At 64.9% G+C, this 26,995-nt stretch carries 24 protein-coding genes; 18 read left to right on the top strand and 6 right to left on the bottom strand.

Annotated features, from left to right (window positions below):
• Position 1: 1 nt before the first annotated feature.
• The 6 genes from AC2FNL_RS17960 (at position 2) to AC2FNL_RS17935 (ending at position 9,436) form a co-directional block, all read left to right on the top strand.
• Positions 2-1,009: an AAA family ATPase gene (locus AC2FNL_RS17960; RefSeq protein ID WP_170341840.1), complete on the top strand. Its 1,008-nt coding sequence runs from the start codon at positions 2-4 to the stop codon at positions 1,007-1,009.
• The gene (locus AC2FNL_RS17955) at positions 1,006-1,881 is read left to right on the top strand and encodes a DUF58 domain-containing protein (RefSeq protein ID WP_496834567.1); all 876 of its coding nucleotides are present in this window, start codon (positions 1,006-1,008) and stop codon (positions 1,879-1,881) included. Before AC2FNL_RS17960 ends, AC2FNL_RS17955 begins: the two co-directional genes overlap by 4 nt.
• On the top strand, positions 1,878-4,640 hold the full coding sequence (locus AC2FNL_RS17950; protein ID WP_496834566.1) for a DUF4159 domain-containing protein: 2,763 nt from the start codon (positions 1,878-1,880) through the stop codon (positions 4,638-4,640). Before AC2FNL_RS17955 ends, AC2FNL_RS17950 begins: the two co-directional genes overlap by 4 nt.
• Positions 4,637-6,679, top strand: a complete 2,043-nt coding sequence (locus AC2FNL_RS17945; RefSeq protein WP_496834565.1) for a hypothetical protein — start codon at positions 4,637-4,639, stop codon at positions 6,677-6,679. Before AC2FNL_RS17950 ends, AC2FNL_RS17945 begins: the two co-directional genes overlap by 4 nt.
• 72 nt (positions 6,680-6,751) lie before the next feature.
• Entirely contained in the window at positions 6,752-8,965 is a 2,214-nt protein-coding gene (locus tag AC2FNL_RS17940; protein ID WP_496834564.1) for a response regulator, read from the top strand.
• A gap of 9 nt (positions 8,966-8,974) precedes the next feature.
• Complete coding sequence (locus AC2FNL_RS17935; protein WP_496834563.1) at positions 8,975-9,436, top strand: VOC family protein; 462 nt, start codon at positions 8,975-8,977, stop codon at positions 9,434-9,436.
• Here AC2FNL_RS17935 and yaaA read toward each other — a convergent pair.
• The 3 genes from yaaA to AC2FNL_RS17920 all read right to left on the bottom strand — a co-directional run bounded on the left by yaaA (position 9,427) and on the right by AC2FNL_RS17920 (position 12,635).
• Complete coding sequence (yaaA, locus tag AC2FNL_RS17930) at positions 9,427-10,197, bottom strand: peroxide stress protein YaaA (protein ID WP_496834562.1); 771 nt, start codon at positions 10,195-10,197, stop codon at positions 9,427-9,429. The two genes, AC2FNL_RS17935 and yaaA, sit on opposite strands and share 10 nt — an antisense overlap.
• A gap of 34 nt (positions 10,198-10,231) precedes the next feature.
• On the bottom strand, positions 10,232-12,271 hold the full coding sequence (gene recQ / locus AC2FNL_RS17925) for a DNA helicase RecQ (RefSeq protein ID WP_496834561.1): 2,040 nt from the start codon (positions 12,269-12,271) through the stop codon (positions 10,232-10,234).
• Between the two features lie 76 nt (positions 12,272-12,347).
• The gene (locus AC2FNL_RS17920) at positions 12,348-12,635 is read right to left on the bottom strand and encodes a YggT family protein (RefSeq protein WP_008757771.1); all 288 of its coding nucleotides are present in this window, start codon (positions 12,633-12,635) and stop codon (positions 12,348-12,350) included.
• A gap of 131 nt (positions 12,636-12,766) precedes the next feature.
• Between AC2FNL_RS17920 and AC2FNL_RS17915 the strand changes: the two genes are divergently transcribed.
• The 10 genes from AC2FNL_RS17915 to smpB all read left to right on the top strand — a co-directional run bounded on the left by AC2FNL_RS17915 (position 12,767) and on the right by smpB (position 20,946).
• Complete coding sequence (locus AC2FNL_RS17915) at positions 12,767-14,134, top strand: MFS transporter (RefSeq protein ID WP_496834560.1); 1,368 nt, start codon at positions 12,767-12,769, stop codon at positions 14,132-14,134.
• Entirely contained in the window at positions 14,131-14,994 is an 864-nt protein-coding gene (mepA, locus tag AC2FNL_RS17910) for a penicillin-insensitive murein endopeptidase (protein ID WP_496834559.1), read from the top strand. The genes AC2FNL_RS17915 and mepA overlap by 4 nt, the downstream gene beginning before the upstream one ends.
• Entirely contained in the window at positions 14,967-15,851 is an 885-nt protein-coding gene (locus AC2FNL_RS17905; RefSeq protein WP_496834558.1) for an esterase-like activity of phytase family protein, read from the top strand. The genes mepA and AC2FNL_RS17905 overlap by 28 nt, the downstream gene beginning before the upstream one ends.
• A gap of 91 nt (positions 15,852-15,942) precedes the next feature.
• Positions 15,943-16,587, top strand: a complete 645-nt coding sequence (locus tag AC2FNL_RS17900; RefSeq protein WP_496834557.1) for a queuosine precursor transporter — start codon at positions 15,943-15,945, stop codon at positions 16,585-16,587.
• A 263-nt stretch (positions 16,588-16,850) separates the two neighbouring features.
• Positions 16,851-17,270: an alternative ribosome rescue aminoacyl-tRNA hydrolase ArfB gene (gene arfB, locus AC2FNL_RS17895; RefSeq protein WP_170341862.1), complete on the top strand. Its 420-nt coding sequence runs from the start codon at positions 16,851-16,853 to the stop codon at positions 17,268-17,270.
• A gap of 60 nt (positions 17,271-17,330) precedes the next feature.
• A complete protein-coding gene (locus AC2FNL_RS17890) occupies positions 17,331-18,077 on the top strand; it encodes an SDR family oxidoreductase (RefSeq protein ID WP_496834556.1) in 747 nt (248 codons plus the stop codon).
• A gap of 73 nt (positions 18,078-18,150) precedes the next feature.
• Positions 18,151-19,164, top strand: a complete 1,014-nt coding sequence (locus AC2FNL_RS17885) for a P1 family peptidase (RefSeq protein WP_496834555.1) — start codon at positions 18,151-18,153, stop codon at positions 19,162-19,164.
• A gap of 112 nt (positions 19,165-19,276) precedes the next feature.
• Positions 19,277-19,690, top strand: coding sequence for a c-type cytochrome (locus AC2FNL_RS17880; protein ID WP_093964070.1), 414 nt, complete (start codon positions 19,277-19,279; stop codon positions 19,688-19,690).
• Between the two features lie 189 nt (positions 19,691-19,879).
• On the top strand, positions 19,880-20,422 hold the full coding sequence (gene idi, locus AC2FNL_RS17875; protein WP_093964071.1) for an isopentenyl-diphosphate Delta-isomerase: 543 nt from the start codon (positions 19,880-19,882) through the stop codon (positions 20,420-20,422).
• A gap of 47 nt (positions 20,423-20,469) precedes the next feature.
• Positions 20,470-20,946, top strand: coding sequence for an SsrA-binding protein SmpB (gene smpB, locus AC2FNL_RS17870; protein ID WP_093964072.1), 477 nt, complete (start codon positions 20,470-20,472; stop codon positions 20,944-20,946).
• Positions 20,947-20,974: 28 nt separating this feature from the next.
• On the opposite strand, the gene glpK is transcribed toward smpB, so the two are convergent.
• The 3 genes from glpK to panB form a co-directional block, all read right to left on the bottom strand.
• The gene (gene glpK / locus AC2FNL_RS17865; RefSeq protein ID WP_093964073.1) at positions 20,975-22,453 is read right to left on the bottom strand and encodes a glycerol kinase GlpK; all 1,479 of its coding nucleotides are present in this window, start codon (positions 22,451-22,453) and stop codon (positions 20,975-20,977) included.
• A gap of 71 nt (positions 22,454-22,524) precedes the next feature.
• Positions 22,525-23,376: a pantoate--beta-alanine ligase gene (panC, locus tag AC2FNL_RS17860; protein WP_496834554.1), complete on the bottom strand. Its 852-nt coding sequence runs from the start codon at positions 23,374-23,376 to the stop codon at positions 22,525-22,527.
• Positions 23,373-24,212 (bottom strand): 3-methyl-2-oxobutanoate hydroxymethyltransferase, encoded by an 840-nt coding sequence (gene panB, locus AC2FNL_RS17855; protein WP_496834553.1) that lies wholly within the window; start codon positions 24,210-24,212, stop codon positions 23,373-23,375. Before panB ends, panC begins: the two co-directional genes overlap by 4 nt.
• Positions 24,213-24,383: 171 nt before the next feature.
• Between panB and AC2FNL_RS17850 the strand changes: the two genes are divergently transcribed.
• On the top strand, positions 24,384-25,871 hold the full coding sequence (locus AC2FNL_RS17850; RefSeq protein WP_093964076.1) for an ABC transporter substrate-binding protein: 1,488 nt from the start codon (positions 24,384-24,386) through the stop codon (positions 25,869-25,871).
• A 54-nt stretch (positions 25,872-25,925) separates the two neighbouring features.
• On the top strand, positions 25,926-26,987 hold the full coding sequence (locus AC2FNL_RS17845; RefSeq protein ID WP_093964077.1) for a ligand-gated ion channel: 1,062 nt from the start codon (positions 25,926-25,928) through the stop codon (positions 26,985-26,987).
• Positions 26,988-26,995: the final 8 nt, after the last annotated feature.

Here is a 26,995-nt window from a genome sequence, read left to right as displayed (position 1 = left end):
CATGACCGAACCTGCCGACCTCGTCTCCGAGATCGAAGCGCTGGAAGAGAAACTGCAACAGGCCAAATCCTCGATCACCCGCCGCTTCATCGGGCAGGAGAGGGTCGTTGACCTGACGCTGACGGCGCTGCTGTGTGGCGGTCATGCCCTGCTGATCGGGCTGCCGGGCCTGGGCAAGACGCGGCTGGTCGAAACCCTGTCGACGGTCATGGGCCTGCATGGCAACCGCATCCAGTTCACCCCTGACCTGATGCCGGCCGACATTCTGGGGTCCGAGGTTCTGGATACCGCCGAGGATGGCAGCCGTCATTTCCGATTCATTCCCGGCCCGATCTTCTGTGAACTCTTGATGGCGGACGAGATCAACCGCGCCAGCCCGCGCACCCAGTCGGCGCTGCTGCAGGCGATGCAGGAACGCACGGTGACCGTCGCAGGCGAAGACCGCACGCTGGGCGTGCCGTTCCATGTGCTTGCCACGCAGAACCCCATCGAACAGGAGGGCACTTATCCGCTGCCTGAGGCCCAACTTGACCGTTTCCTGGTGCAGATCGACGTGAACTATCCTGACCGCCAGACTGAGCGTGACATCCTGCTGGCCACTACCGGCGCGGCCGAGGAGGAGGCGCACCAGATCTTCACCAAAGAAGAACTGCTGGCCGCGCAGGTTCTGCTGCGCAGGATGCCGGTGGGCGAGTCGGTGGTCGAACTGATCCTCGATCTGGTGCGCGCGTTCCGCCCCGAAGAACCCGGCGTGTCCGAGCGCGTGTCCGAGACGGTCGCTTGGGGCCCCGGTCCGCGCGCGGCGCAGGCGCTGATGATGACGGTGCGGGCGCGGGCGATGCTGCAGGGCCGGCTGGCCCCCAATGCCGAAGACGTGCTGGACATGGCGCGCCCGGTGCTCAGCCACCGGATGGCGCTGAACTTCGCCGCGCGGGCGCGCGGCGACAGCTTGGCCGACCTGATCGAAACCACCGCGGCCGGGCTTGTCCGGGCCGAGGCGGCGGCGTGAACGCGGCCCGCACCCTTCGCGAAAGATCCGAGGCCGAGGCGTCCCGGCTGCCGCCGCTGTTGGCGCGGGCTGAACACCTGGCCGGAACCGTGCTGCTGGGCGATCACGGCCGGCGGCGTTCGGGGTTGGGCGATGATTTCTGGCAATACCGGCCGGCGCAAATCGGCGACAGCCGGCGGATGATCGACCACCGGCGCTCGGCCCGCGGCGATCAGCAATATGTGCGCGAACGCGAATGGCAGATTGCGCAGTCGATCATGCTGTGGGTCGATCAGGGCGCCTCGATGCGCTTTGCGTCAGATAAATCGCTGGCCACCAAGGCCGACCGGGCGCGCCTGCTGGGGCTGGCCACGGCGATTCTGCTGGTGCGCGGGGGCGAGCGTGTGGGCCTGACCGGAACCACCCTGCCGCCCCGGCGCGGCAACGCCCAGATCATCCGGCTGGCGCAGGCCCTGTCCGAAGATACCGAGGCCGATTATGCCCCGCCCGAGCACCGCGCCATGATCCCCCATGCCCGCGCCGTGTTCATCTCTGACTTCCTCGGCCCACTGGACGAGGTCGAACTGGCCCTGACCAAGGCCGCCGACCGCGGCGTGCGCGGTGTGCTGCTGCAGGTTCTGGACCCGGGTGAGGAGAACTTCCCCTATCGCGGGCGCACCATCTTCGAAAGCGTCGGCGGCACGGTCCGGCACGAGACCCTCAAGGCCGGCGACCTGCGCGAGCGCTATCTGGCGCGGCTGGCGCGGCGCAAGGATGACCTGACCCGCCTGTGCCGGGTGACCGGCTGGCAGCTGGGCCTGCACCATACGGGCGACAGCGCGCAGGCGGCCCTGTTGTGGCTCTATCGTGCGCTGGACGGAGGGGCGCGATGACGGTTCTGGCGGGCATCGGCTTTACCGCGCCATGGGTGTTGCTGGGTCTGCTGACCCTGCCGATCCTGTGGCTGATCCTGCGCGCCGTGCCGCCCGCGCCGATCCGACGGCTGTTCCCGGCGGTGACCCTGTTGCTGGGCTTGAAGGACGACGAGAGCGTATCTGACCGCACCCCGTGGTGGCTGTTGCTGCTGCGGATGCTGGCGGCGGCGGCGATCATCATTGGGCTGGCCGGCCCGGTTCTGAACCCGGCGCGCGATGAGTCCGGATCGGGGCCGCTGCTGCTGGTTCTGGATGCCAGCTGGGCCGGGGCCACGCGCTGGCCCGCCACGCTGGATCAGATCGACGCGCAGCTGACCGAAGCCGGACGGGCCGGGCGCCCCGTGTCGATCCTGCGTCTGACCGAGCCGGAACCGCCCGTCTTCCAGACCGCAGAGGCCTGGCGAAACCGCCTGCCCGGGCTGGTTCCGCAGCCGTGGCAGCCGGACGCGGCGCAGATCGAACAGGCGCTGGCCGACCTGTCGGCGGTCGAGGGCGGGTTCGATACGCACTGGTTCACCGACAAGCTGGACTATCCGGGTCGCGAAACCCTGCTGTCCGCGCTGCAGGCGCGGGGCGCGGTCACGGTCTATCGCGCGGCAGCGCCGATCCTGGCGCTGCTGCCGGCCACCTATCAGGATGGGGCTATCCGACTGACCGCGGTGCGCGCCACACCCGGTCCGGCGCAGACCGTCACCATCAATGCGCAGGGGCGCGACCCGGCGGGCGTGATGCGCCTGCTGCAATCGGTCGAGGTCAGCTTCGAGAGCGGCGCGACCCAGGCGCAGGCCGATCTGGCGTTGCCATCCGAACTGCGCGCCCGCATCACGCGGTTCGAGCTGCAGGGCCAGCGGTCTGCCGGGGCGGTGTCGCTGACCGATGACAGCCTGCGCCGGCGCGAGGTCGCGCTGATCGCCGGAACCGTCAACCGCGAGGGGCTGGAGCTGCTGTCGCCGCTTCACTATCTGACGCAGGTGCTGATCCCCACCGCCGATTTCGTCGAGGGCGGGCTGGCCGAGGTTCTGCCCGCCAACCCGGATGTGATCGTGCTGGCCGATGTGGCCAAGCTGACCCCCGCCGAACAGGCCGGATTGGTCGAATGGGTCGAGCAGGGCGGGCTGTTGCTGCGCTTTGCCGGTCCGCACATGGCGGCCAGCGATCTGGGCCGCGATGCCGAAGACGCCCTTTTGCCGGTGCGGCTGCGCAGCGGTGGCCGCTCGGTCGGCGGCGCGATGAGCTGGGGCGAGGCCAAGGGGCTGGCGCCTTTCCAGGAAGGTTCGCCCTTCTACGGGTTGCGCATCCCCGACGATGTGACCGTCAGCACCCAGGTGATGGCGCAGCCCGACCCGAACCTGGCCGACCGGGTGATCGCCGCGCTGTCGGATGGCACCCCGCTGGTGACGCGCAAGCCGCTGGGCCTGGGTCAGGTGGTGCTGTTCCATGTCACCGCCGATGCTGAATGGTCGACCCTGCCGCTGTCGGGCCTGTTCGTCGAAATGCTCGACCGGCTGGCCGTGGCCTCGGCGGCCAAGACGCGGCAGGTCGAACAGCTGCAAGGCACCACGTGGGAGCCGATTCAGGTGATGGACGGGTTCGGATCCCTGTCTGATGCGGGCAATCTGGCCGGTGTCGATGGCCCGGCGCTGGTGTCCGGCGCCCTGGGGCCCGACCTGCGCCCGGGTCTGTATGAAAACGGCAAGCAGAAGCTGGCCCTGAACGTGTTGAACGAGGATAGCACGCTGCGCCCGATCAGCTGGCCTGCGGATGTTCCCATCAAGGGGCAGGAGGTCAGCGCCGAAACTCCTATCGGGGGCCTGCTGCTGAGCCTGGCCCTGATCCTGCTGGCGGTTGACGTCGTGGCCTCGCTGGCGCTGTCGGGGCGTCTGGGGCTGGCGCGGGCGGCGGCGGTCGCGCTGGGCGCGGTTCTGATCGCACCGCAAGCGCAGGCGCAGACGCCCAAGGAGACCGAATTCGCGCTGCAGGCAACCAAGGAATTGGTGCTGGCCCATGTTCTGACCGGCAATGCCCAGATTGACGACGTCGCCCATGCCGGGCTGCGCGGCCTGTCGCAAACCCTGTTTTACCGCACGTCCGTCGAACCGGCCGAGCCCATGGGCGTGGACCTCGAACGTGACGAACTGGCCTTCTTCCCGCTGCTCTACTGGCCGATCACACCGGATCAGCCCCAGCCCTCGGCCGAGGCTTATGCCAAGTTGAACGGCTATCTGCGGTCCGGCGGGATGATCCTGTTTGACACGCGGGACGCCAACATCGCCGGGTTCGGCGCCTCCAGCCCCAATGGCCGCAAGCTGCAGCAACTGGCTGCGCCGCTGAATATCCCTGCGTTAGAGCCTGTTCCGCGCGATCACGTCCTGACCCGCGCGTTCTACCTGTTGCAGGATTTCCCCGGCCGCTTTGCCGGAACCGAGGTCTGGGTCGAGGCCGCGCCCCTGGACGCCGAACAGATCGAAGGCATGCCCTTCCGCAACCTCAACGATAACGTCACTCCGGTGGTGATCGGTGGCAACGACTGGGCCGGGGCCTGGGCAATCGACCGAAACGGGCAGGCGCTGCTGCCAGTCGGGCGCGGCTATGCCGGAGAACGCCAGCGCGAGTTGGCCAACCGGTTCGGCGTTAACCTGGTCATGCACGTGCTGACCGGGAACTACAAATCCGATCAGGTGCACGTGCCTGCTCTGCTTGACAGGTTGGGCCAATGACCGGTTCCGTCATTTTTGACCCGCTGATCCCGTGGCCCGTGCTGGTGGTTATCGGTTCGATCGCTTTGACCGCGACGGTTCTGGCGCTGTGGCGCGGGCTGTCAGGTTGGGCATTGCGCGGACTGGCGGCGCTGGTACTGCTGGCGGCTCTGTCCGGCCCGGTCTACCAGATCGAGGACCGCGCCCCGCTGACCGACATCGTGCTGATGATCGAGGATGAAAGCGCCAGCCAAACCCTGTCTGACCGCGCAGAACAGACCGCGCAGACTGCTGAGGCCCTGGCCGACGAGATCGAAGCCCGCGACAACACCGAACTGCGCCGCATCACCGTGGGCGACGGCGACGGGGACGAAGGCACGCAGGTGATGGCGGCGCTCAATGCCGCGCTGGCCGAGGAACCGCGCGCCCGGATCGCCGGTATTCTGGTTCTGTCGGACGGCATCGTGCATGACGTCGATCAGGCCCCCGACCTGCCCGCGCCGATGCACCTGTTGCAGACCGGTCGCGCGCAGGACTGGGACCGCCGCCTGATCGTGCGCAATGCGCCGGCCTTTGCCATCATCGACGAGCCCGTCACTCTGACCTTGCGGGTCGAGGACAGTGGCGCCGTGCCCGCCGGTCCGGCGTCCGCCCCGCTCGAGATCGCGGTGGACGGGGGCGAGCCGCAGCAGTTCAGCATCCCGATCGGTGTGGATGTCGAGCTGCCGGTGACCCTGCCCCATGGCGGGCGCAACGTCATCCAGTTCACGGTTCCGCAGGCCGATGGCGAACTGACCGACCGCAACAACACCGCCTTGATCCAGATGAACGGCGTGCGCGACCGGCTTCGGGTTCTGTTGGTCTCGGGCGAGCCGCATCCGGGCGGGCGAACCTGGCGCAATCTGCTGAAATCCGACAGCTCGGTCGACCTGGTGCATTTCACCATCCTGCGCCCACCCGAGAAACAGGATGGGGTTCCGGTGGACGAACTGTCGCTGATCGCATTCCCCACGCGCGAGCTTTTTCTGGAGAAGATCAACGATTTCGACCTGATCATCTTTGACCGCTACAAGCGGCGCGGCATCCTGCCGGCGATCTATCTGGACAACGTGACCAACTACATCAATGACGGAGGTGCGGTGCTGATTGCGGCCGGACCCGACTTTGCCACCGCCGACAGCATCTTCCGCTCGCCCCTGTCTGCGATCCTGCCGGCGCAGCCCTCGGCCCGGGTCATCGAAGAACGCTACGTGCCCACGGTAACAGACCTGGGCCAGCGTCATCCGGTGACCGCCGATCTGGGTGAGACGGGCGATTGGGGCGCATGGCTGCGCCAGATCGACGTAAAACAGCGCTCGGGCGAGCTGCTGATGACCGGCGTCGACGATCGACCTCTGCTGGTGTTGGACCGGGTGGGGGAAGGACGCGTGGCGCTGCTGGCTTCGGACCACGCCTGGCTGTGGAGCCGCGGCTACGAGGGCGGTGGCCCGCAGTTGGAACTGCTGCGCCGCCTTGCCCACTGGATGATGAAGGAACCCGAGCTTGAAGAAGAGGCGCTGTGGGCCGAGGCCAACGGGCAGTCAATGCGCATCATCCGCCAGACCCTGAACGAAGAGGTGGGCCCTGTCACGGTCACCCGACCCAATGGCGACACGCTTGAAGTGCCCTTGCGCGAATTGTCCCCCGGCCGGTTCGAGGCGCAGTATTTCGGGCCTGAAATTGGGCTCTATCGCCTGCAGGAAGGTGAGCTGTCCTCGGTCATCGGCCTTGGCCCTGCGGCGCCGCGGGAATTCGAACGCACCATCGCAACAGCTGAAATCCTTGAACCGGTCATGGCCGGGATGCGCGGCGGGGTAATCCGGGTCGAGGATGGGCTGCCGGCAATCCGCAACGTACGCGCCGGGCGCCCTGCGGCCGGGCGTGGCTGGATCGGTCTGACCCCGCGCGAGGCATATGAAACCCGTGACGTGACCCAAGCCGGACTGTTGCCGCCCTGGCTGGTGCTGCTGTTGGCGGGTGGCTTCCTGCTGGCGGGCTGGTTGCGCGAAGGACGGCGCTGATCGACCTTTGGCCTTAAACAGATTTTCACGGTCTGCGGGAATGCTGATCCCGAACCGACCGGGAAGATGACCATGAGTCTTGCAGAAAAACTGGCACAGGAACGGCGGGCGCGTCTGGCCGCCGAACGCATGCTTGCACTCAAGCAGAGTGAACTGTCCGAGGCCAATCGCAAACTGGGTGAATACGCGATGGCCCTGACCAAACGTATCGGCGAGACTGAGGCCGAGGTCGAAACTGTGCGTGGCGAGAATGAAAAGGTCAAATCGGACCTGACCGTTGCAAATGCCAAGATCGAAGTGGCCGAACGCCGCCTCTGGCACTCGATCCAGACGATCCAGGACGGTTTCGCCTTCTTCGACGGCAGTGATCGGTTGATCAGCGCAAATACAGCCTATCTGAGCGTGTTCGAAGGACTGGATGAGGTCGCGCCCGGGATATCCTATCCCCGCATTCTTGATCTGCTTACCACCGAGGGCATCATCGATATCGGGTCGGAACCGGCCGAGGCGTGGAAAACCCGCATGATGCGCCGCTGGACCCGGATCAACCCGCCGCCCGAAGTGATCCAGCTGTGGAATGGGCAATATATCAAGCTGATCGACCAGCGCGGCCAAGGCGGCGATGTGGTCAGTCTGGCCCTGAACATCACGGCCTCGGTCCAGCATGAGGCGCAACTGCAGGCCGCGCGCGAGAAGGCCGAGGCTGCCAACCGGGCCAAGTCGGCTTTCCTTGCCAATATGAGTCATGAGATCCGGACCCCGATGAACGGCATCGTCGGGATGACCGACCTGCTGTCGGAAACCCCTCTGAATGAAGAGCAGAGGCTTTATGTCGAGACGATTCGCAATTCGGGGGACGCGTTGCTTGTCATCATCAATGACGTTCTGGATTATTCCAAGATCGAAGCGGATAAGCTTGTGCTGCATCCCGAGGATTTCGATCTTGAACGTTGCATTCTCGAAGTTGCGATGCTGCTGCAGCCCACGGTGCGCGACAAGGGGCTGACCTTGCTGGTCGACTATGACCTGTTCCTGCCGACGCTGTTCGTGGGCGATCCGGGCCGGGTGCGTCAGGTGCTGACCAATCTGGTGGGTAACGCGGTCAAATTCACCGCCCAGGGCCATGTTCTGATCCGGGTCACCGGAGTACCGCATGCCGATCAGAAGACCTGCGACATCCACATCGCGATCGAAGACACCGGAATCGGCATCGATGCGGACAAGATCGAGCACATCTTTGGCGAGTTCAATCAGGTCGAAAACGAAAAGACCCGCGCCTTTGACGGCACTGGCCTTGGTCTGGCCATCACCAAACGCCTGATTACCTTGATGGGTGGCTCGATCTGGGTCGAGAGCGAGGCCGGCAAGGGGTCGTGCTTTGGGTTCCGCATCACGCTGCCCACCGCCGAAGGCCCTCAACCGGCTCCGCCTGCTTTGGCGGACAGGCTGAAACATGTCCTCGTGGTCGAGGATTTGGCCGTCAATCGGGCCATTCTGAACAAGCAGCTGCGGCGTTTGGGGGCCGAGGTGACGGTTTGCGCCACAGTCACCGAAGCGCTGAGGGCGGTGGATGCGTCGGTCGACCTGATCCTTTGCGATCACGATCTGCCTGACATGGACGGGCTGGATTTGGCGGAAACTCTGCGCAAGCGAAGCTGGTCCGACGTTCCGATCGTGCTGATGTCCGCAAACCCGGCCATCGTACACGCCGATCCGAACCATCGGCTGATACAAGCGGTGGTTCAGAAACCGATCCCTCGGGCCGAGCTGTTCTCGCGGCTTCAGGCGCTGGGCGCGGCTGTGTTGCCTGCGCCTGTTTCCCCGCCCTGCCGCGCAGAGCCGGCCCAATCGTCCGGCGGAAACACGAAGCTGCGCAAGATGCGGGTTCTGGCTGCCGAGGACCATCGCACCAACCAGTTGATCCTGAGCAAGATGACCAAGGATCTGAACATAGACCTCAAGCTGGTGGCCAACGGGCTTGAGGCTGTCGACGCCTTTGCGGAATTCGCCCCTGACCTGATCCTCATGGACATCTCGATGCCCAAGATGGACGGAAAGCAGGCCACGAGTGAGATTCGCCGACGCGAAATCGGCACAGGGCAGCATGTGCCGATCGTGGCGCTGACCGCTCATGCTTTGGCCGGTGACGAGCACAGCATCCTTGGGGCCGGGTTGGATCACTACCTGACGAAACCGCTTCAGAAGAAGCTGATTTGCGAGATGATCCAGTCCAACTGCCCGACGGATGCGCAACCTGTCATTGTCGAGCCGGCCGGTGCGGTCTAGGCTGACGCCATGTCACAGGAACGAGGTTTTCGCCCCCGCGCTTTGGGTGAAATCGCAATACGCTGCGCCGACATGGCAGCAATGGTTGATTTCTATGAAAACGTCATCGGGCTGACCCGCCTGCATGGCGGTCATAACAGCGCCATCACATTCTTTCGGATTGCGGATGGGTTCGAAGGACACACACAGGTTCTGGCGCTTTTTCATCATGGGGCAGCGCCGCTGCCGGGTTTGCACCCCACCGGTGCCGACAAACCCGTGACCGGGGCGCAATCGTCGCTCCACCATGTCGCCTTGTCTCTTCCCTTTGCGGAACAAGAGGCCGTCATGCGCTGGTATGACCAAATCGGCCAGCCCTATCGTGTCGAACGGTTCGGCTGGATCGGTTGGCGCGGAGTATTTACCACGGACCCCGAGGGCAACACGGTCGAACTGGTGGCGTATGATGCCTCGATGCTGGATCAGGCCTGATAGGGGCGCACGAATACCGGTTTGTCCGGTTCCGATAAATCAGACCGGTACACATAGCCGCCGGTGTCGAAATCCCGCAGGCCCTTCAAATCGGTCAGCCGGTGCTGGATGATGTACCGCGCCATTGAGCCGCGAGCTTTTTTGGCAAAGAAGCTGACGATCTTGGGTGCGCCGCCCTTGTCCTCCATAAAGACCGGGGTGATGACCCGCAGTTTCAGCGCCTTGGGGGCCACCGCGCCAAAATATTCCTGGCTGGCGCAGTTCACTAGCGTATCGGTGCCGATCTCCTCGGCCTGCCCGTTCAGCGCCTTGCTCAGCTGGTCGCGCCAGTAGTCATACAGGGTCTTGCCGCGCCGGGTCTTCAACCGGCTACCCATTTCCAGCCGATAGGGCTGAATGGCGTCCAGCGGGCGCAGCAGGCCGTAAAGCCCCGACAGGATGCGCAGATGATCCTGCGCCCAGGCCAGTTCGTCGGTGTCCAGCGAGGCGGCCTCGAGCCCCTGATAGGTGTCGCCCGCAAAGGCCAACGCGGCCGGGCGGGTGGTCTCGGGCGGCGGGGTATCGGCAAAGGTGCGGAACCGGTCGCGGTTCAGCCGGGCCAGATCGTCGCTGAGGCTCATCAGCTTTTTTAGATCTCCCAGCGTCAGGTTGCGCGCGGTTTTCGCCAGCCGGATCGCGTCGTCCTGAAAATCGGGCTGGGTCGGCGTCGCGTCCCGTTCTGCCCAGTCCAGCCGTTTGGCCGGAGAGATCACCACCAGCATATCTACCCCCTTGTACGTGCCTGCCCGCCGATACCTAGCCCGCCGCGCGCAGCACGTCCAGAAAGGCGGCCGCGAAACGTTCGGCGCGGCGGTCGCCCAGAATCTGCTCCAGCGCGCGGTCGTCGTCGGGCCGCATCTGCGCAACCTTCGCCAGTTGCGCGGCCGAACAGCTCAATGGTTTGTCGATCCCGTCCGGGCCTCGGGCCAGCTGTGCCTGCACCTCGAGCAGACGGTCGTAGATATTGCCCTGTTCACGCCCGGCCAGCTTGCGGCGCGCCGGGTGGACCGCCTGCGCCTCGCCCGCGATTACTTCGAGGAAGGTGTCGCCATAGCGGTCCAGTTTTTTTGCGCCCACGCCGCCGATCCGGGCCATCTCGTCCAGGGTCATGGGGCGTTTTTCCGCCATCTCGATCAGCGTTCGGTCAGGGAAGATGACATAGGCGGCCACGCGGGTGGCCTCGGCCAGGGCGCGGCGCTTGGCCTTGAGCGCCGACAGCAGGGGCGCATCCTCTTCCGAGACCATCATCTTGACCGCGGGCCGGCGGGTGGCCTTGCGCAGCGTATCCTTGCGCAGGGTGATCTGCGCCTCGCCCATCAGGATCGGCTTGGCGGCCTCGGTCATGCGCAGGGCGCCGTGGCGTTCAGGGTCGGGGCGGACCAGGTCATGGCCCATCATCTGCCGGAAGATCGCCTGCCATTGCGGGCGCGACCAGTCCTTGCCGATGCCGTAGGTGGGCAATTCGTCATGCCGCCGGGCGCGGATCTTGTCGGTGTCATTGCCCAGCAGGATGTCGATCAGGTGGCCCGAACCGAACCATTCCTCGGTGCGCAGGATCGCCGAAAGGGCCATGCGCACCGGCGTAGTGCCGTCGAACAGCTCGGGCGGGCTTTCGCACAGATCGCATTTGCCGCAGGGCTGGGCCTCTTCCCCGAAATAGCCCAGCAGGGTCTGCCGGCGGCAGTGGAGCGCCTCCGCCAGACCCAGCAGAGCGTTCAGGCGGGCATGGTCGGCGGCGCGGCGTTCGGGCGGGGCCAACCCCTCGTCGATCTGGCTGCGGCGCAGGCGGATGTCGTCGGGGCCGAACAGGGTCAGGGTCTCGGCCGGGCCGCCGTCGCGGCCGGCGCGGCCGATTTCCTGGTAATAGGCCTCGATCGATTTCGGCAGGTCCGCATGGGCGACCCAGCGGATGTCGGGCTTGTCGATGCCCATGCCAAAGGCCACGGTGGCCACCACGATCAGCCCGTCTTCGCGCGCGAAGCGGGTTTCGACGATGCGGCGGTCCTCGGCCTCCATCCCGCCGTGATAGTGGCAGGCGCTGTGGCCCTGTTCGCACAGCGCCTGCGCCAGCACTTCGGTCTTGTTGCGGGTACCGCAATAGACGATGCCCGACTGGCCGCGGCGGGCATCGGCGAAATCCAGGATCTGCTTGCGCGGGCTGTCCTTGGCGGCAAAGGCCAGATGGATGTTCGGCCGGTCGAAGCCGCGCAGGAACTTGCGCGGGGGCGTGCCGTCGAACAGTTTCTCGACGATTTCGTCCTGGGTTTCGGCATCCGCCGTGGCGGTGAAGGCGGCCAAGGGCACGTTCAGCGCGCGCCGCAGCTCTCCGATCCGCAGATAGTCGGGGCGGAAATCATGGCCCCACTGGCTGACGCAATGGGCCTCGTCCACGGCGATCAGGCTGACATTGATCCGCCGCAGCATCCCCAGCGCCGAACCCGCCGCCAGCCGTTCGGGTGCCATATACAGCAGCTTCAGCCGCCCGGCCTCGAGCGCCTCCCACACGGCGTCGGTTTCCTCCGGCGTGTTGCCCGAGGTCAGCGCGCCGGCCTCGACCCCGGCCTCTTGCAGCCCCCGCACCTGGTCGCGCATCAGGGCGATCAGCGGCGAAATCACCACCGTGACGCCGTCGCGCAGCAGGGCAGGCAGTTGGAAACACAGGGATTTACCGCCCCCGGTGGGCATGATGGCCAGCACGTTCTCGCCGACGGTCACGGCATCGACGATCTCTTCCTGCCCGGGGCGGAACTCATCGAATCCAAAGACATCTCGCAGCAGAGGCGCGGCGTCGAACATGTGCGGGGGTGCCCTGTTTCAAGATTTGACTGCTCTTGAACGGACAATCACACAGTCGGAATCGGGGAACAAGAGGTCAGTAGAAATAGACCGCGTTGTTGATGAGGACGATCCGCAGCGCATAGACGCCGATCAGCACCACCAGCGGCGTCAGGTCCAGACCGCCCATGTTGGGCAGAATGCGGCGGATCGGGCCGTAGATCGGTTCGAGCAGGCGGTTCAGTCCGTACCAGATCTGGGCGACCAGCTGTTGATGCAGGTTCAGGACCTGGAAGTTGATCAGCCAGCTCATGATCACATGGGCCAGGATGATGAACCAGACGATGTCCAGGATCAGCAGCAGGATTTGGATCAGCGACAGCATGGGCACCTCGTTTTCCGTACGGCCTGAGACCTAAGTGCCCAAGTGGCATTAGGCAAGCCCGCAGTCACAGAACGCTTGCGAAATGCCCCAAAGGCCCGTCTTATGAAATCAAAAGCAGGCAAGGGGCAGAGATGGCAGAGATTTCCAAGCGCAGGCGCATCTGGGGCTGGTGGTTCTTCGACTGGGCCAGCCAGCCGTATCACACCCTGTTGGTAACCTTTGTCTTTGGTCCGTATTTCGCCGGCGTTGCCGCCGAATATTATGCAACCGCCGGGATGGATGCCGAAGCCGCCGCCGCGCAGGCGCAGACGGTCTGGGCCAACTGCCTGACGATCACCGGGCTGATCATCGCCTTCGGCGCGCCGCTCTTGGGGGCGATGGCCGATGTCTCGGGGCGGCGCATCCCGTGGATCTTTGCCTTTTCGGTGATGTATGCCGTGGGGTCTGCGGCGCTGTGGTTCACGCTGCCGGACGGGTCGAACATGTGGCTGATGCTGTCGGCCTTCGGTCTGGGCTTCGTGGGGGCGGAATACGCGCTGATCTTCATCAACTCGCAACTGCCCGATCTGGGGGACGACAGCGAGGTGGGCGAGATCTCGGGCTCGGGCTTTGCCTTCGGCTATTTCGGCGGGCTGATTTCCCTTGCGATCATGCTGGCGCTGTTCGTCGAGCAGCCCAACGGCAAGACGCTGATCGGGATGGAGCCGTTGTTCGGGCTGGACGGCGGCGCGCGCGAAGGAACGCGCTTTGTGGGGCCGTTCACCGCCGGGTGGTTCATCCTGTTCATGGTCCCGTATTTTCTGTGGGTTCGCGACGATCCCGCAACCGACAAAAAGGGCAGCGTATCCGAGGCGCTGCGCCTGCTGGGCAAATCCGTGGCCGCCTTGCGGCGCCGTGTCAGCCTTGCCAGCTATCTGGGCTCGTCGATGTTCTACCGGGATGCGCTGAACGGGCTGTACAGTTTCGGCGGCGTCTATGCGCGGCTGGTGCTGGAATGGGACCTGATCAAGATCGGCGTCTTCGGCATCATCAGCGTGCTGGCCTCGGCGGTCTTCGCCTGGATCGGCGGCAAGCTGGACCGGAAATTCGGCCCCAAGCCGGTGATCCTGACCGCGATTTGGGTTCTGATCCTAGTCTGCACCACCATCGTGTCGATGGACCGGACGCAGATCTTCGGCATCGCCTTGCCACAAGGCTCGGGACTGCCGGACATGGTGTTCTTTGGCTGTGGCATCCTGATCGGCGGGATGGGTGGCATTCTGCAATCGGCCAGCCGGTCGTTGATGGTGCGCCACACCGACCCGGCCACCCCGGTCGAGAGTTTTGGTCTCTATGGTCTGTCGGGCCGCGCCACCGCTTTTGCCGCGCCATTGATGATCGGAATTGCAACAACCGCGACCGGCAGCGCGCGGTTGGGGGTGTCTCCGATCGTCGGGTTGTTTATTCTGGGATTGTTCCTAATGCGCTGGGTCAAACCGGAAGGGGATCAGAGCAGATGATTTCATTACGTTTTTTGGTATTTTTGGCAGGAATTGCGCTGGCCGGGGCGGCTGGGGCCCAACCGCTGGCCAAGCAGTTGTTCGGGGCTCAGAAGTACAGTTCGCAACAAAAACCGGCCGCTTTCGGCAGTTATTCGCGCGGCTGCGCCGCCGGATCGGTGCAACTGCCCGAAACCGGACCCACCTGGCAGGCGATGCGTCTGTCGCGCAACCGCAACTGGGGCCATCCGCAAGCCATCGACTTTGTGCAGGACCTCAGCCGTTTTGCGGCGAGACAACCGGGATGGAACGGGCTTTACATCGGGGATATCAGCCAGCCGCGCGGCGGGCCGATGACCTCGGGCCACCGCAGCCACCAGCTGGGCCTGGACATCGACATCTGGATGCTGCCCGGTGACAACATGCGCCTGTCGCGCAAGGCGCGCGAGAACATCTCGTCGGTCTCCTTGCGGCGCGCGAACGGCGCCTATGTGAACGGCAACTGGACGAAACAGCACCACGCCATCCTGCGCGAGGCGGCCAAGGACAAACGCGTGGCCCGTATCTTCGTGTTTCCGGGCGCCAAGGTGCAGATGTGCAAGGAAGAAAAGGGCAATCGCGCCTATCTGCGCAAGATCCGGCCCTGGTGGGGGCATCATTATCACTTCCACGTCCGGCTGAACTGCCCGCGCGGCTCGCGCGGGTGCGTCAATCAGGATCCGCCGCCCAAGGGTGACGGCTGCGCCGAGGCCGAACAGTGGGTGCGCAACATCCTGAACCCGCCGCCGCCCGACCCCAACGCGCCGCCTCCGAAGAAACGGCGTGAGTATGTTCTGGCGGATCTGCCCCAGCAATGCGCCGCCGTCTTGCAATCCAACTGATCGCCAGCCTGTTTCTGGCCGGCTCCGCCTGGGCGGTCGAAGTCAAATCGGCTGAATATCTGGGCAGCTTTGCATGGCGCGCCGGTCATGACTGGTTCGGTGGGTTTTCCGCCATCCATATCTCGGATGACGGGCAGCGCGCATGGGTGCTGAGCGACCGCTCCACTCTGGCATCGATCCGCATCGACCGGGATGGCGATCAGATTGTCGGCATCCGTATTGTTGACCACTGGCCGGTGCTGTCCAGCCGGGGACGGATCATGCCCGGCAGCTCGGGTGACTCCGAGGGGCTGGCGCTGGCGCCGGATGGCAGCTTCTACATTTCGTTCGAAGGCGTGCATCGCGTGGCCCGTTATGCTGCGCCCGGTGCCCATGCGCAGGTGCTGCCGCGACCCAAGGCCTTTGACGCGCTCGACCAGAATGGTTCGTTCGAGGGGCTGGCCATCGACACGCAGGGCCGCCTGTACACGCTGCCCGAGAAAAGCCGAACGGCAAATGGCGACATTCCGGTCTATCGCTGGGACGGGCGCGCCTGGTCCACGCCCTTCGTCCTTATCCAGCGGGACGGTTTTCTGCCCGTAGCGGCCGATTTCGGCCCGGACGGGCGGTTCTACGTTCTGGAACGCGCGGTCTCGCTGACCGGGTTCCGATCGCGTCTGCGTCGGTGGCAGATCGAGGGTGATACACCTACGGCCGAGGAAATCCTGTTCCAGACCGGAACCGGAACCCATGACAACCTCGAGGGGCTTTCGGTCTGGCGCGACGGGCAGGGGCGGTTGCGGGCCACGATGATCTCGGACGACAACTTTCTGGCGCTGCAACGCACCGAACTGGTCGAATATCTGCTTCCGGATTGACACGGGCCGATCCCGGGTCTAGAAGCGCGGCTTGCCTTGGGACGGTCCCTTGGCCAAGTCGCCGCTACCTTGTCAAAACGGGCATCAGAACATGCAACGCAACTTTATCCCCGGCATTCTTGCCATGGCCGCCATCGTCGTGGCCTCGAACATCCTGGTCCAGTTCCTGATCTTTGACGGGCTGTTGACCTGGGGTGCCTTCACCTATCCGCTGGCCTTTCTGGTCACCGACATCATGAACCGCGTCTATGGCGTGGGCCCGGCCCGCAAGGTCGTGTTCGCCGGCTTCGTCACCGGCGTGATCTGCTCGCTGATCGGCAGCCAGATCATGCTGCAGGGTGACGGCTTCACCTACGCCGCCGTGCCGTTGCGCATCGCCGTGGCTTCGGGAACCGCGTTCCTGATCGCGCAGCTGACCGACGTCACCGTGTTCAACGCCATGCGTGAAGGCCGCTGGTGGCGCGCGCCGCTGGTGTCCACACTGGTCGGGTCGGCGCTGGATACAGCGATCTTCTTCACAATCGCGTTCTCGGTCTCGGTGACCGTCTTCGGCGCCGATGCGGATGCGGCCATCAACTGGGCGTGGGAGCCTGTGCCCTTCATGCTGTCGGGCCCCGAGGCGCCACTGTGGGTGACGCTGGCCTTTGCCGACTGGCTGGTGAAGCTGTCGCTGGCCCTGGTCGCGCTGATCCCTTTCAAGGTGATCGTCGCGCGCCTGACTGCACAGCCCGCGTAAAAAAACGCTTTGAGAATGGCACAAGTTGTGTCACCATCCTTTTCAACCGCAATAGATAGAAAAGGAGGTGATCCAGTGTCGAGAAAGAGATTGGAGAGAGGTGTCGGAACAACCGGGGGGACCGCCTGCTAGGGCAGCCCTTGGCCGAGCGTGCGCTCCGGCTGGTCGATTGATCTAACCGACCCGACCTCCTGAACTTTCGAAGGGCCGTCCCGCCGGGGCGGCCCTTTCTGTTTCCGGGTGGCGCCTGTAAGGTCGCGTCTATGTTGCGCATCACCGACGATATCACCCTGTACGATTGGGAAATGACCGAGAGCTTCATCCGCGCCTCGGGTCCCGGCGGGCAGAACGTGAACAAGGTCTCGACCGCGGTCGAGCTGCGCTTCGAGGCGGCGCGCTCGCCCTCGCTGCCCGATCCGGTCAAGGCGCGGCTGAAACGGCTGGCCGGGCGGCGCTGGACCAAGGATGGCGCGATCATCATCCAATGCGACGAGACCCGCAGCCAGGCCCGCAACCGCGAGATCGCCCGCGCCCGTCTGGCCGAGCTGATCGGCAAGGCGCTGGTCAAACCCAAGCGGCGGATCGCGACGAAGCCCACCTATGGCTCGGTCAAGCGCCGGCTGGCGGCGAAAAAGGCCCGGTCCGACGTCAAGGCGCTGCGCGGCAAGGTGGCGGAAGATTGATCTGGCATCTTTCCCTGCCGTTGCTAGTCTGACCGCAACAGGCGGCAGGGAGGCAAGGCCATGAGGCTGGAGGGAAAAACCGCAATCGTGACCGGCGGCGCATCCGGGTTCGGGGCCGGGATCGTGCAGAAATTCCTGACCGAGGGCGCACGGGTGATGATCGCCGATATCAACGGGGATGCCGCGCGTCACATGGCGGCAACGCTGGGCCCGCTGGCCGAACACTGCCAGGTGGATGTCTCCGACGGCGACTCGGTCCAGGCGATGGCGGATGCGGCGCTGGGACTCTACGGCCATCTGGACATTCTGGTGAACAATGCCGGTGTGACCCACCTGCCGACGCCGCTGGAGGAAGTCAGCGAAGAAGATTTCGACCGCGTCTATCGCGTGAACATGAAGTCGGTCTTTCTGACCGCGCGGACGCTGGTGCCGCATATGAAATCGCGCGGGTCGGGGGCGATCCTGAACGTCGCCTCGACCGCCGGATTGTCGCCGCGCCCGAACCTGAACTGGTACAACGCCTCAAAGGGCTGGATGATCACCGCGACCAAGACCATGGCGGTCGAGCTGGCCCCGTCCGGTGTGCGCGTGAACGCGATCTGCCCGGTGGCGGGGGAAACGCCGCTTTTGAAATCCTTCATGGGCGAGGACACGCCCGAAATCCGCGCCAGGTTCCTGTCGACTATCCCGTTGGGCCGGTTCTCGACCCCGCAGGACATGGGCAACGCCGCCTGTTTCCTGTGCTCGGATGAGGCCAGCATGATCACCGGCACCGCGCTCGAGGTGGACGGGGGCCGCTGCATCTGAGCCTGTCCTTCATCTGGCTAGAGATATCCCCGCCAGAGGCAGCCCGCTTTCCCGCAGTAAAGGACAAACTTCAATGACCCCCGGACCCAGAAACCTGATCACCGACGTGCCCGGCCTGCTGGTGGGCAACGCACAGGACGCGGCCCTGAAATCCGGCGTCACCGTCCTGACCGGAGATCAATCGCTGCGGGCCTCGGTGCATGTGATGGGGGGCGCCCCCGGCACGCGTGAGACCGATCTGCTGGCCGCCGACAAGACCGTCGACCGGGTGGATGCGATCGTGCTTTCAGGAGGCTCGGCCTTCGGGCTGGATGCCTGTTCGGGCGTGATGGACGCGCTGCATGCACAGGGACGCGGGTTTCAGGTGGGGTCAGCCGTGGTGCCGATCGTACCCGGGGCGATTCTGTTCGACCTGCTGAACGGCGGCGACAAGGCGTGGGGTGAAAACCCGTACCGCGCCTTGGGCCAGGCCGCATTTGACTCCGCAGCTGAGACGTTCGATCTGGGCAGCGCCGGGGCCGGAACCGGCGCGCTGACGGCCATGTGCAAGGGTGGGCTGGGCTCGGCCTCGGCGGTGTTGCTGGGCGGCGTGACCGTGGGTGCGCTGGTTGCGGCCAACCCGCTGGGCAGCGTCACCACCCCGGGCGACCGGCATTTCTGGGCCTCCCCGTTCGAGATCGGGGCCGAGTTCGGCGGGCTGGGGCCGGATGCGGCGACCGGTCTGGGGGACCCTGCGCCCAGCCACAAGGCTCGGGCAATGGGCCATCCACCGCCCGACAAGGCCAACACGACCATCGCCATCGTCGCCACCGATGCCGCCCTGACCAAACCGCAATGCCAGCGCATGGCGGTTGCCGCCCATGACGGGATCGCCCGCGCCATCCTGCCCGCCCACACACCGGGCGACGGTGACCTGGTGTTCGGCGTCAGCACGGGGCGGATCCCTCCGGCCGAGACCGACCTGGCCCTGCTGGGTCACGTCGCAGCCCTATGCCTGGCCCGCGCTATCGCGCGCGCGGTCTATCATGCGAAACCGGCGCCGGGCGACCTGTTGCCGTGCTGGTCGGATCTGCAAAATACGCCTTGAAAATATACCTTTTCGGCTGCGTCAGGTCGCCGCCGCGCGTCAAATTGCGCATTGACTCTGCGCGCGTTTGATACTGGTTAAGGGGCAGCCAATTCATATCGGAGCAACGCCAATGAAACGTATCATCGCGACTGCCATCGCCGGCCTGCTGGCCGTGCCGGCCCTGGCCGAAGGCGACGCCGAAGCCGGTGCCAAGACCTTCAACAAGTGCAAGTCCTGCCACATGATCGCAACGCCCGACGGCGAAGCCATCGTCAAGGGCGGCAAGACCGGGCCGAACCTGTACGGTATCGCTGGCCGCGCCGCAGGTGCAGAGGAAGGCTTCAAATACGGCGACAGCCTAGTCGCGGCCGGTGAAAAAGGTCTGGTCTGGGACGAGGAAAGCTTTGTTGCCTATGTTCAGGACCCCAAGGCGTTCCTGAAGGACTACCTAGGTGAAACCTCGGCCAAGTCGAAGATGACCTTCAAGCTGAAGAAGGGCGGCGAGGACGTCTTTGCCTATCTGCAAAGCGTTTCGGCCGAATAAGCCGCACTTGCCAAAAAACCGGAACAAGTACAAAAGGCCGCAGCCCTGCGGCCTTTCGTGCGCTTGATTGCAACGTCGATCATCGCCAGTTTTGTCGCAGACCAAAAAAACACTGCGCCCAATCCGCCAGCGCATCGCGCCCGGTCGCCGATGCCGCCAGACCGACGCAGTCACACCAGGAGAGGACAGATGGGAATCATGATCCCGGCTTGGGTTCATGGCGAGCTGACACCCGTGGACAAGCTGGAAGCCCACGAAAAGGGGCTCAAGCACAAGGCAGTCTCGGTCTTCGTCGTGCGGGGCACCGAGATTCTGATGCAGCGCCGCGCGCTGGGCAAGTATCACACGCCCGGCCTGTGGGCGAACACCTGTTGCACCCATCCCGACTGGGACGAAAACTCCTCGGACTGCGCCGTGCGCCGCCTGCGCGAGGAGTTGGGCATCACCGGGCTGTATCCTGAATACCGGCACCGGCTGGAATATCATGCGGATGTCGGCAACGGGATGGTCGAGAACGAGGTCGTGGATGTGTTCTTGGCGCATGTGCGCGGGCCGCTGAAGATCGAGCCCAACCCCGATGAGGTGATGGAGATCCGCTGGATCGACTACCACGATCTGCTGGCCGAAGTGCGCCGCCACCCCGAACGGTTCACCCCGTGGCTGAAGATTTACCTGCACAACCACGCCGACACGATCTTTGGCCCCGACCTGATCATCTCGGCCAAATCCTGACGCGCCCATCTTGCAAGGACTGACGAAGCCGCATACATCACGGCGTCATGGCCAAGCAGAAGACAGACCCAAACTACAAGGTGATCGCCGAAAACCGGCGGGCCCGCTTCGATTACGCGATCGAAGAGGATATCGAGTGCGGCATCGTGCTGGAAGGGTCCGAGGTCAAGTCTCTGCGCGCGGGCGGGGCGAACATCGCCGAAAGCTATGCCTCGGTCGAGGATGGCGAACTGTGGCTGATCAACAGCTACATCGCGCCCTACGAGCAGGCCAAGGCGTTCAAGCATGAAGAGCGCCGCCGGCGCAAGCTGCTGGTGTCCCGCAAAGAGCTGTCGAACCTGTGGAACGCCACGCAGCGCAAGGGCATGACGCTGGTGCCGCTGGTGCTGTATTTCAACCACAAGGGTCGGGCCAAGCTGAAGATCGGCATCGCCAAGGGCAAGAAGATCCACGACAAGCGCGAAACCCAGGCCAAGCGCGACTGGTCGCGCCAGAAACAGCGCCTGCTGAAGGATCACAGCTGACCCGGGCTGCGCCGCGGGTCAGGATGGATCAGAACGCCATGGTGGCCCGAACCGCCCGCTGCCAGCGCGCATAGGCCGCTTCGCGGTCAGCCTCGGGCAGGATCGGTTCGAACCGTTGGTCCAGCGCCCAGGTCTCGGCAAATCCGGCCTGATTGGGGTAGACCCCGGCCTTCATCCCCGCCAGCCAGGCTGCGCCCAGCGCCGTGGTTTCCTGCATCACCGGCCGGTCGACCGGCGCGCCCAGAATGTCCGACAGGCCCTGCATCGCCCAGTCGGAAGCGCTCATCCCGCCATCGACCCGCAGAATCACGTCCGCGTCGGCGCCCCAATCGCCCTGCATCGCGTGCCACAGGTCGCGGGTCTGGAAGGCGATGCTTTCCAGCGTGGCCCGTGCGATCTCGGCCCGGCCCGAGTTGCGGGTCAGGCCGAACATGGCGCCGCGGCAGTCGGGCTTCCAATAGGGCGCGCCCAGCCCGGTGAAGGCGGGCACCAGCACCACATGCTGGTTGGGGTCGGACTGCGCGGCCAGTTCGCCGCTTTGCGGGGCCGAGTCGATGATTTGCAGCGCGTCGCGCAGCCACTGCACCGCCGCGCCCGCGATGAAGATCGAGCCTTCCAGCGCATAGGTCCGCTGACCGTCCAGCTGATAGGCGATGGTGGTCAGCAGGCGGTTTTTCGACTCCACCGGCTGCGTGCCGGTGTTCAGCAGCGCGAAACAGCCCGTGCCATAGGTGGATTTCATCATCCCAGGCTGGAAACAGGCCTGCCCGATCGTGGCGGCCTGCTGGTCGCCGGCCACGCCCAGAATCGGGATCGCCCCGCCGAACAGGCCGGTCTGGCCGAAATCGGCCGCGCAGTCGCGCACTTCGGGCAGTATCGACAGCGGCACGTCCAGCAGATCGCAGATCTCGGCGCTCCAGTTGCCCTTGTGGATGTCGAACAGCAGGGTGCGCGCGGCGTTTGTGGCGTCGGTGGCGTGGACGCGGCCCTCGGTCAGGCGCCAGATCAGGAAACTGTCGATGGTGCCGAACAGCAGCTCGCCCGCCTCGGCCCGATCGCGCGCGCCGGGTACGGTGTCGAGTATCCACTTGACCTTGGTGCCCGAGAAATACGGGTCGAGCAGCAGGCCGGTCTGAGCGGTCACGTCATCCTCGCAGCCCGCGTCGCGGAACCGCTGGCAGATCTCGGCGGTGCGGCGGTCCTGCCAGACGATGGCATTGTGGATGGCCTTGCCGGTCGTCTTGTTCCAGACCACGGTGGTTTCGCGCTGGTTGGTGATGCCGATCCCGGCGATCTGGTCGGCCGAGGCGCCCACCTCGTTCATCACCTGCCGGCAGACGTTCAGGACACTGTCCCAGATTTCCTCGGGGTCGTGCTCGACCCAGCCTTCCTGCGGAAAATACTGGGTGAATTCCTGCTGTGCAGTGCCCACGCGCTGCATCTGCGCGTCGAACAGGATCGCGCGCGAGGACGTGGTGCCCTGATCGATTGCCAGAATATAGGTCATGCCCGTGCTCCCCCGGTCTTCATTTTCAGGGGACATTAGGCGATTGGTCGGGGCCGTTCCAGACCCCAGTTTCAGGCTGTTGGCACGTCGATATTGTCGATCAGGCGCACGCCCTCCAGCCAGGCGGTGGCGAACAGGCGCGCGGGGCGGGTGGCGGCGGCCAGCGGCGCAAGCGTTTCGGCGCAGCGCAGGTCGATATATTCCACCTCGGAAAAGCCCGCCGTCAGCAGCGTGTCGCGAGCCGGCCCCACCAGATCCGCGAATGCGGCCCCCTGCGCCAGTTGCCCGGCCATGTCCTGCATCACCGCTTGCATCCGAGCCCCGGTCGCCAGCCCCTGGTCCGACAGACGCAGATTGCGCGAGGACATCGCCAGCCCCGAAGGCTCGCGCACGGTGGGGCAGCCGATCACCTCGATCGGGATGTCCAAATCACGGGCCATGCGGCGCACGACCATCAACTGCTGATAGTCCTTTTCGCCGAAATAGGCCCTGTCCGCCTGCGTCTGCAGGAACAGTTTTGCCACGACGGTTGCCACGCCGTCGAAATGTCCGGGGCGGAATTCGCCCTCCATCACGTCGGTCAGGCCGGCGACGGAGACGGTGGTGGCGAACCCGTCCGGATAGATCTGGTCCGGGTCGGGGACATAGATCGCATCGACCTCCAGCGGCGCCAGCTTGGCCGCGTCGTCCTGCTCGGTGCGGGGGTACTTGGCCAGATCCTCGGGGTTGTTGAACTGCTTGGGGTTGACGAAGATCGTCACGATCACCCGGTCGCAATCGGCCCGCGCCGCCTGTGCCAGCGACAGGTGCCCCTGATGCAGCGCGCCCATGGTGGGCACCACGCCGATGGTCTGGCCCGCCCGGCGCCAGGCCTGGGTCTTGGCGCGCAGCTCCGAAAGGGTGCGCAGGATGGGCGCGGTCATGCCTTGCCCCCATTGGCAGGGGCCTGATCGGCAAACACATGCTCGGCCGTGGGGAAGGTGCGGGCGCGCACCTCGGCGGCGTATTCGGCGATGGCGGCCTCGGCCAGCGGGCCCAGATCGGCATAGCGTTTGACGAATTTCGGTTTGAAGGCCGTGAAAAAGCCCAGCATGTCGTCGACCACCAGGATCTGCCCGTCACAACCGGCCGAGGCCCCGATGCCGATGGTGGGGATGGGCACCTCGGCGGTGATCCGGTCGGCCAGACCCTGCGGAACCTTCTCGAGCACGACCGAAAACGCCCCGGCCTCGGCCACGGCGCGGGCGTCGGCCAGCACCGCATCGGCCTGTTCGTCGCGGCCCTGCACCTTGTAGCCGCCCAGAGTGTTGATCGATTGCGGCGTCAGACCCACATGCGCCATCACCGGGATGCCGCGCTTGACCAGAAAGCGGATCGTCTCGGCCATCTCGACCCCGCCTTCCAACTTGACCGCGCCGGCGCCGGTCTCGGCCATCAGCCGGGCCGCGTTGCGGAAGGCCTGTTCGGGGCTTTTTTCATAGCTGGCAAAGGGCATGTCGATGACCATCATCGCCGTCTCGAGCCCGCGGGCGACGGCCTGACCGTGCAGGATCATCATCTCCATCGTCACGCCCAGGGTCGAGCTCAGCCCGTGCAGCACCATGCCCACGCTGTCGCCCACCAGGACGAAATCGCAATGCGGGTCCATCAGCCGGGCCATCGGCGTGGTATAGGCAGTCAGGCTGACCAGCGGATCGCCCCCTTTGCGGGCGCGGATATCCTCGGCATTCGGGGCTTTCTTGCGGGCGGTGGCGCTCATGCTCGCTCCTCGCGGGGTTCATGTTGCAGCGCGGCATAGCAGATCGGCAGGGGCCAGAGAAACCCCGGTTGCGCGAACATTTCCTTGAATGACCCAAGGTTTGCAGGGACATTGTTTCCGTCAGGGCCGCGTCATCCGCCGCCCATCCGCACATTCTGGGAGGGAATTTACATGACCAAGCCGTTCTTTCGCACCTTTGCCGGCGCCATGGCGCTGGGCGTGGGGCTGCTCGCCTCGCAGGCCATGGCCCGGTCGGACATCACCATCGCCATGCAGCTGGAGCCGCCGCATCTGGACCCGACCAGCGCCGCCGCGCAAGCCATCGATTCGGTCGTCTACACCAACGTGTTCGAAGGGCTGACCCGCTTCATGGGCGATGGCTCGGTCGTGCCCGGGCTGGCCGATAGCTGGGAGATTTCCGAGGACGGAAAGGTCTATACCTTCACGCTGCACGATGGCGTCACATTCCATGATGGCACCACGATGGATGCCGAGGACGTGAAGTTCAGCCTCGACCGCGCCACCGCCGAGGACAGCGCCAATGCGCAGAAGGCCCTGTTCGCCGGGATCGAAGGCGTCGAGGTCGTGGACCCGCTGACCGTCAGAATCACTCTGGCGGAACCCAACGGCAGTTTCCTGTTCAACCTGGCCTGGGGCGACGCGGTGATCGTGGCGCCCGAAAGCATCGAGGGCATCAAGACCAACCCCGTGGGCACCGGCGCCTACAAGTTCGCCGAATGGGTCCAGGGCGACCGCATCACGTTAGAGCGCAACCCCGATTACTGGGGTGACCAACCCGCGCTGGAGAAAGCCACGTTCAAGTTCATCTCGGACCCCACCGCCGCCTTTGCCGCGATGATGGCCGAGGACGTGGACGTGTTTGACAATTTCCCCGCCCCCGAGAACCTGCCGCAATTCGAGGCCGACCCGCGGTTTCAGGTGCTTGTCGGTTCGACCGAGGGCGAAACCATTCTGGCGACCAACAACAAGAAGCCGCCCTTCGACGACGTGCGGGTGCGGCAGGCGCTGGCCCATGCGATCGACCGTCAGGCGATCATCGATGGTGCGATGTTCGGTTATGGCACGCCGATCGGCACGCATTTCGCGCCGCACAACCCGGCCTATGTCGATCTGACCGGCAATTCGGCACATGACCCGGACAAGGCCCGCGCCCTGCTGGCCGAGGCCGGATTCGCGGACGGGTTCGAAACCACGTTGCACTTGCCGCCGCCCTCCTACGCCCGCCGCGGGGGCGAGATCGTGGCCGCGCAGCTGGCCGAGGTAGGCATCAAGGCCGAGATCATCAACGTGGAATGGGCGCAGTGGCTGGAAACCGTGTTCAAGGGCAAGGATTTCGCCCTGACCATCGTCAGCCATACCGAGCCGATGGACATCGGCATCTATGCCCGGCCGGATTACTACTTCCAGTATGACAACCCGGATTTCCAGGCCCTGATGGCGACGCTGAACGCGACCACCGACCCCGATGAACGCACCCGCCTTATGGGCGAGGCGCAGCGCATGATCGCCGAGGATTACGTCAACGCCTATCTGTTCCAGCTGGCCAAGCTGGGCGTGGCCACGGCCGGCGTTCAGGGCCTGTGGGAAAACGCGCCCACGGCGGCCATTGACCTGACCGCGATCAGCTGGGCGGAATGAGCCCTGCGGGTCCGCCCTGCGGGCCCGTTCCCCCCAATTTAGGGTCTTTTTCAGATGACACGTTGCCTGGTTTCGGTGTTTTTCTTCATGGTCGCCCTGGCCCTGTCGGGACCCTCGGGCGCGCAAGGGTTGTTTCAGGATGGCCACAGCGCGCTGTTGGGCACCCCGGAAAACCCGGTCGAGGTCGGCGTCGGCATCAGGATCGATCAGATCACCTCGGTCGATCAGAAGGCCGAGAACTATGGCGCTGTGGTCGTGCTGCGGTTTGAATGGAGCGATCCGGCCCTGGCGTTCGATCCGGATGAACTGGGCCGCGATTTCCGCGTATTCGATCCGCCGGCCTTCGTGCGCCATGCGGCCGCCCGGGATGCGGTGGTTCCGGCCTTCGTCATCCACAACCAGCAATCCAACCGCTGGGTGCACGAATCCGCGGCCGCTCTGCGCCATGATGGGCATGTGACGTTTGTCGAGAAATCCTCGCTGACGCTGCAGGCGCCGCATTTCAACTTCCTCAGGTTCCCCTTCGACACGCAGGAGTTCCACTTCGAGGTCGTCTCGGTCTTTCCGTCCGACTTCGTGCACTACTACGCGCTGGACCAGTTCTCGGGGCTGGGCGACACGCTGGGCGAAGAGGAGTGGATTTTGGGCAACGCCCGTATGCTGGCCTCGACCACGACGGGCCTGTCGGGCAATGAAAGCGATCAGGTGTCGCTGGTCTTCGAGGGCAAGCGCCACCTGACCTACTATGTCATCCGGGTGTTCTTGCCGATGCTGGTGTTGGTTCTGGTCGGCTGGGCGCTGTTCTTTCTGGACGAATACCGCAAGCGGATCGACATCGCCGGGGCCAACCTGCTGGTCTTTGTCGCCTTCAACTGGGCGATCTCGGCCGATCTGCCCAAGTTGGGCTATCTGACCTTTCTGGATTTCATCCTGCAATGCATGTTCCTGATGACCGGGGCGCTGGTGGTGTTCAACGTTATGCTGCGGCGGCTCAAGGTCTCGGGGCGCGAGGACACGGCGCGCAAGCTGGACAACTACGCGATCAAGTGGATCTATCCGCTGGGCTATGCCGCGATCGTGGGCTACGCGGTCTGGGCGTTTCTGATGCAGTCCTGACGCGCTGT

It is taken from the genome of Ruegeria sp. CRTD044, assembly GCF_059613485.1.
The sequence above is the reverse complement of the archived record's forward strand: the minus strand, read 5'-3'. Positions and strand labels throughout refer to the sequence as shown.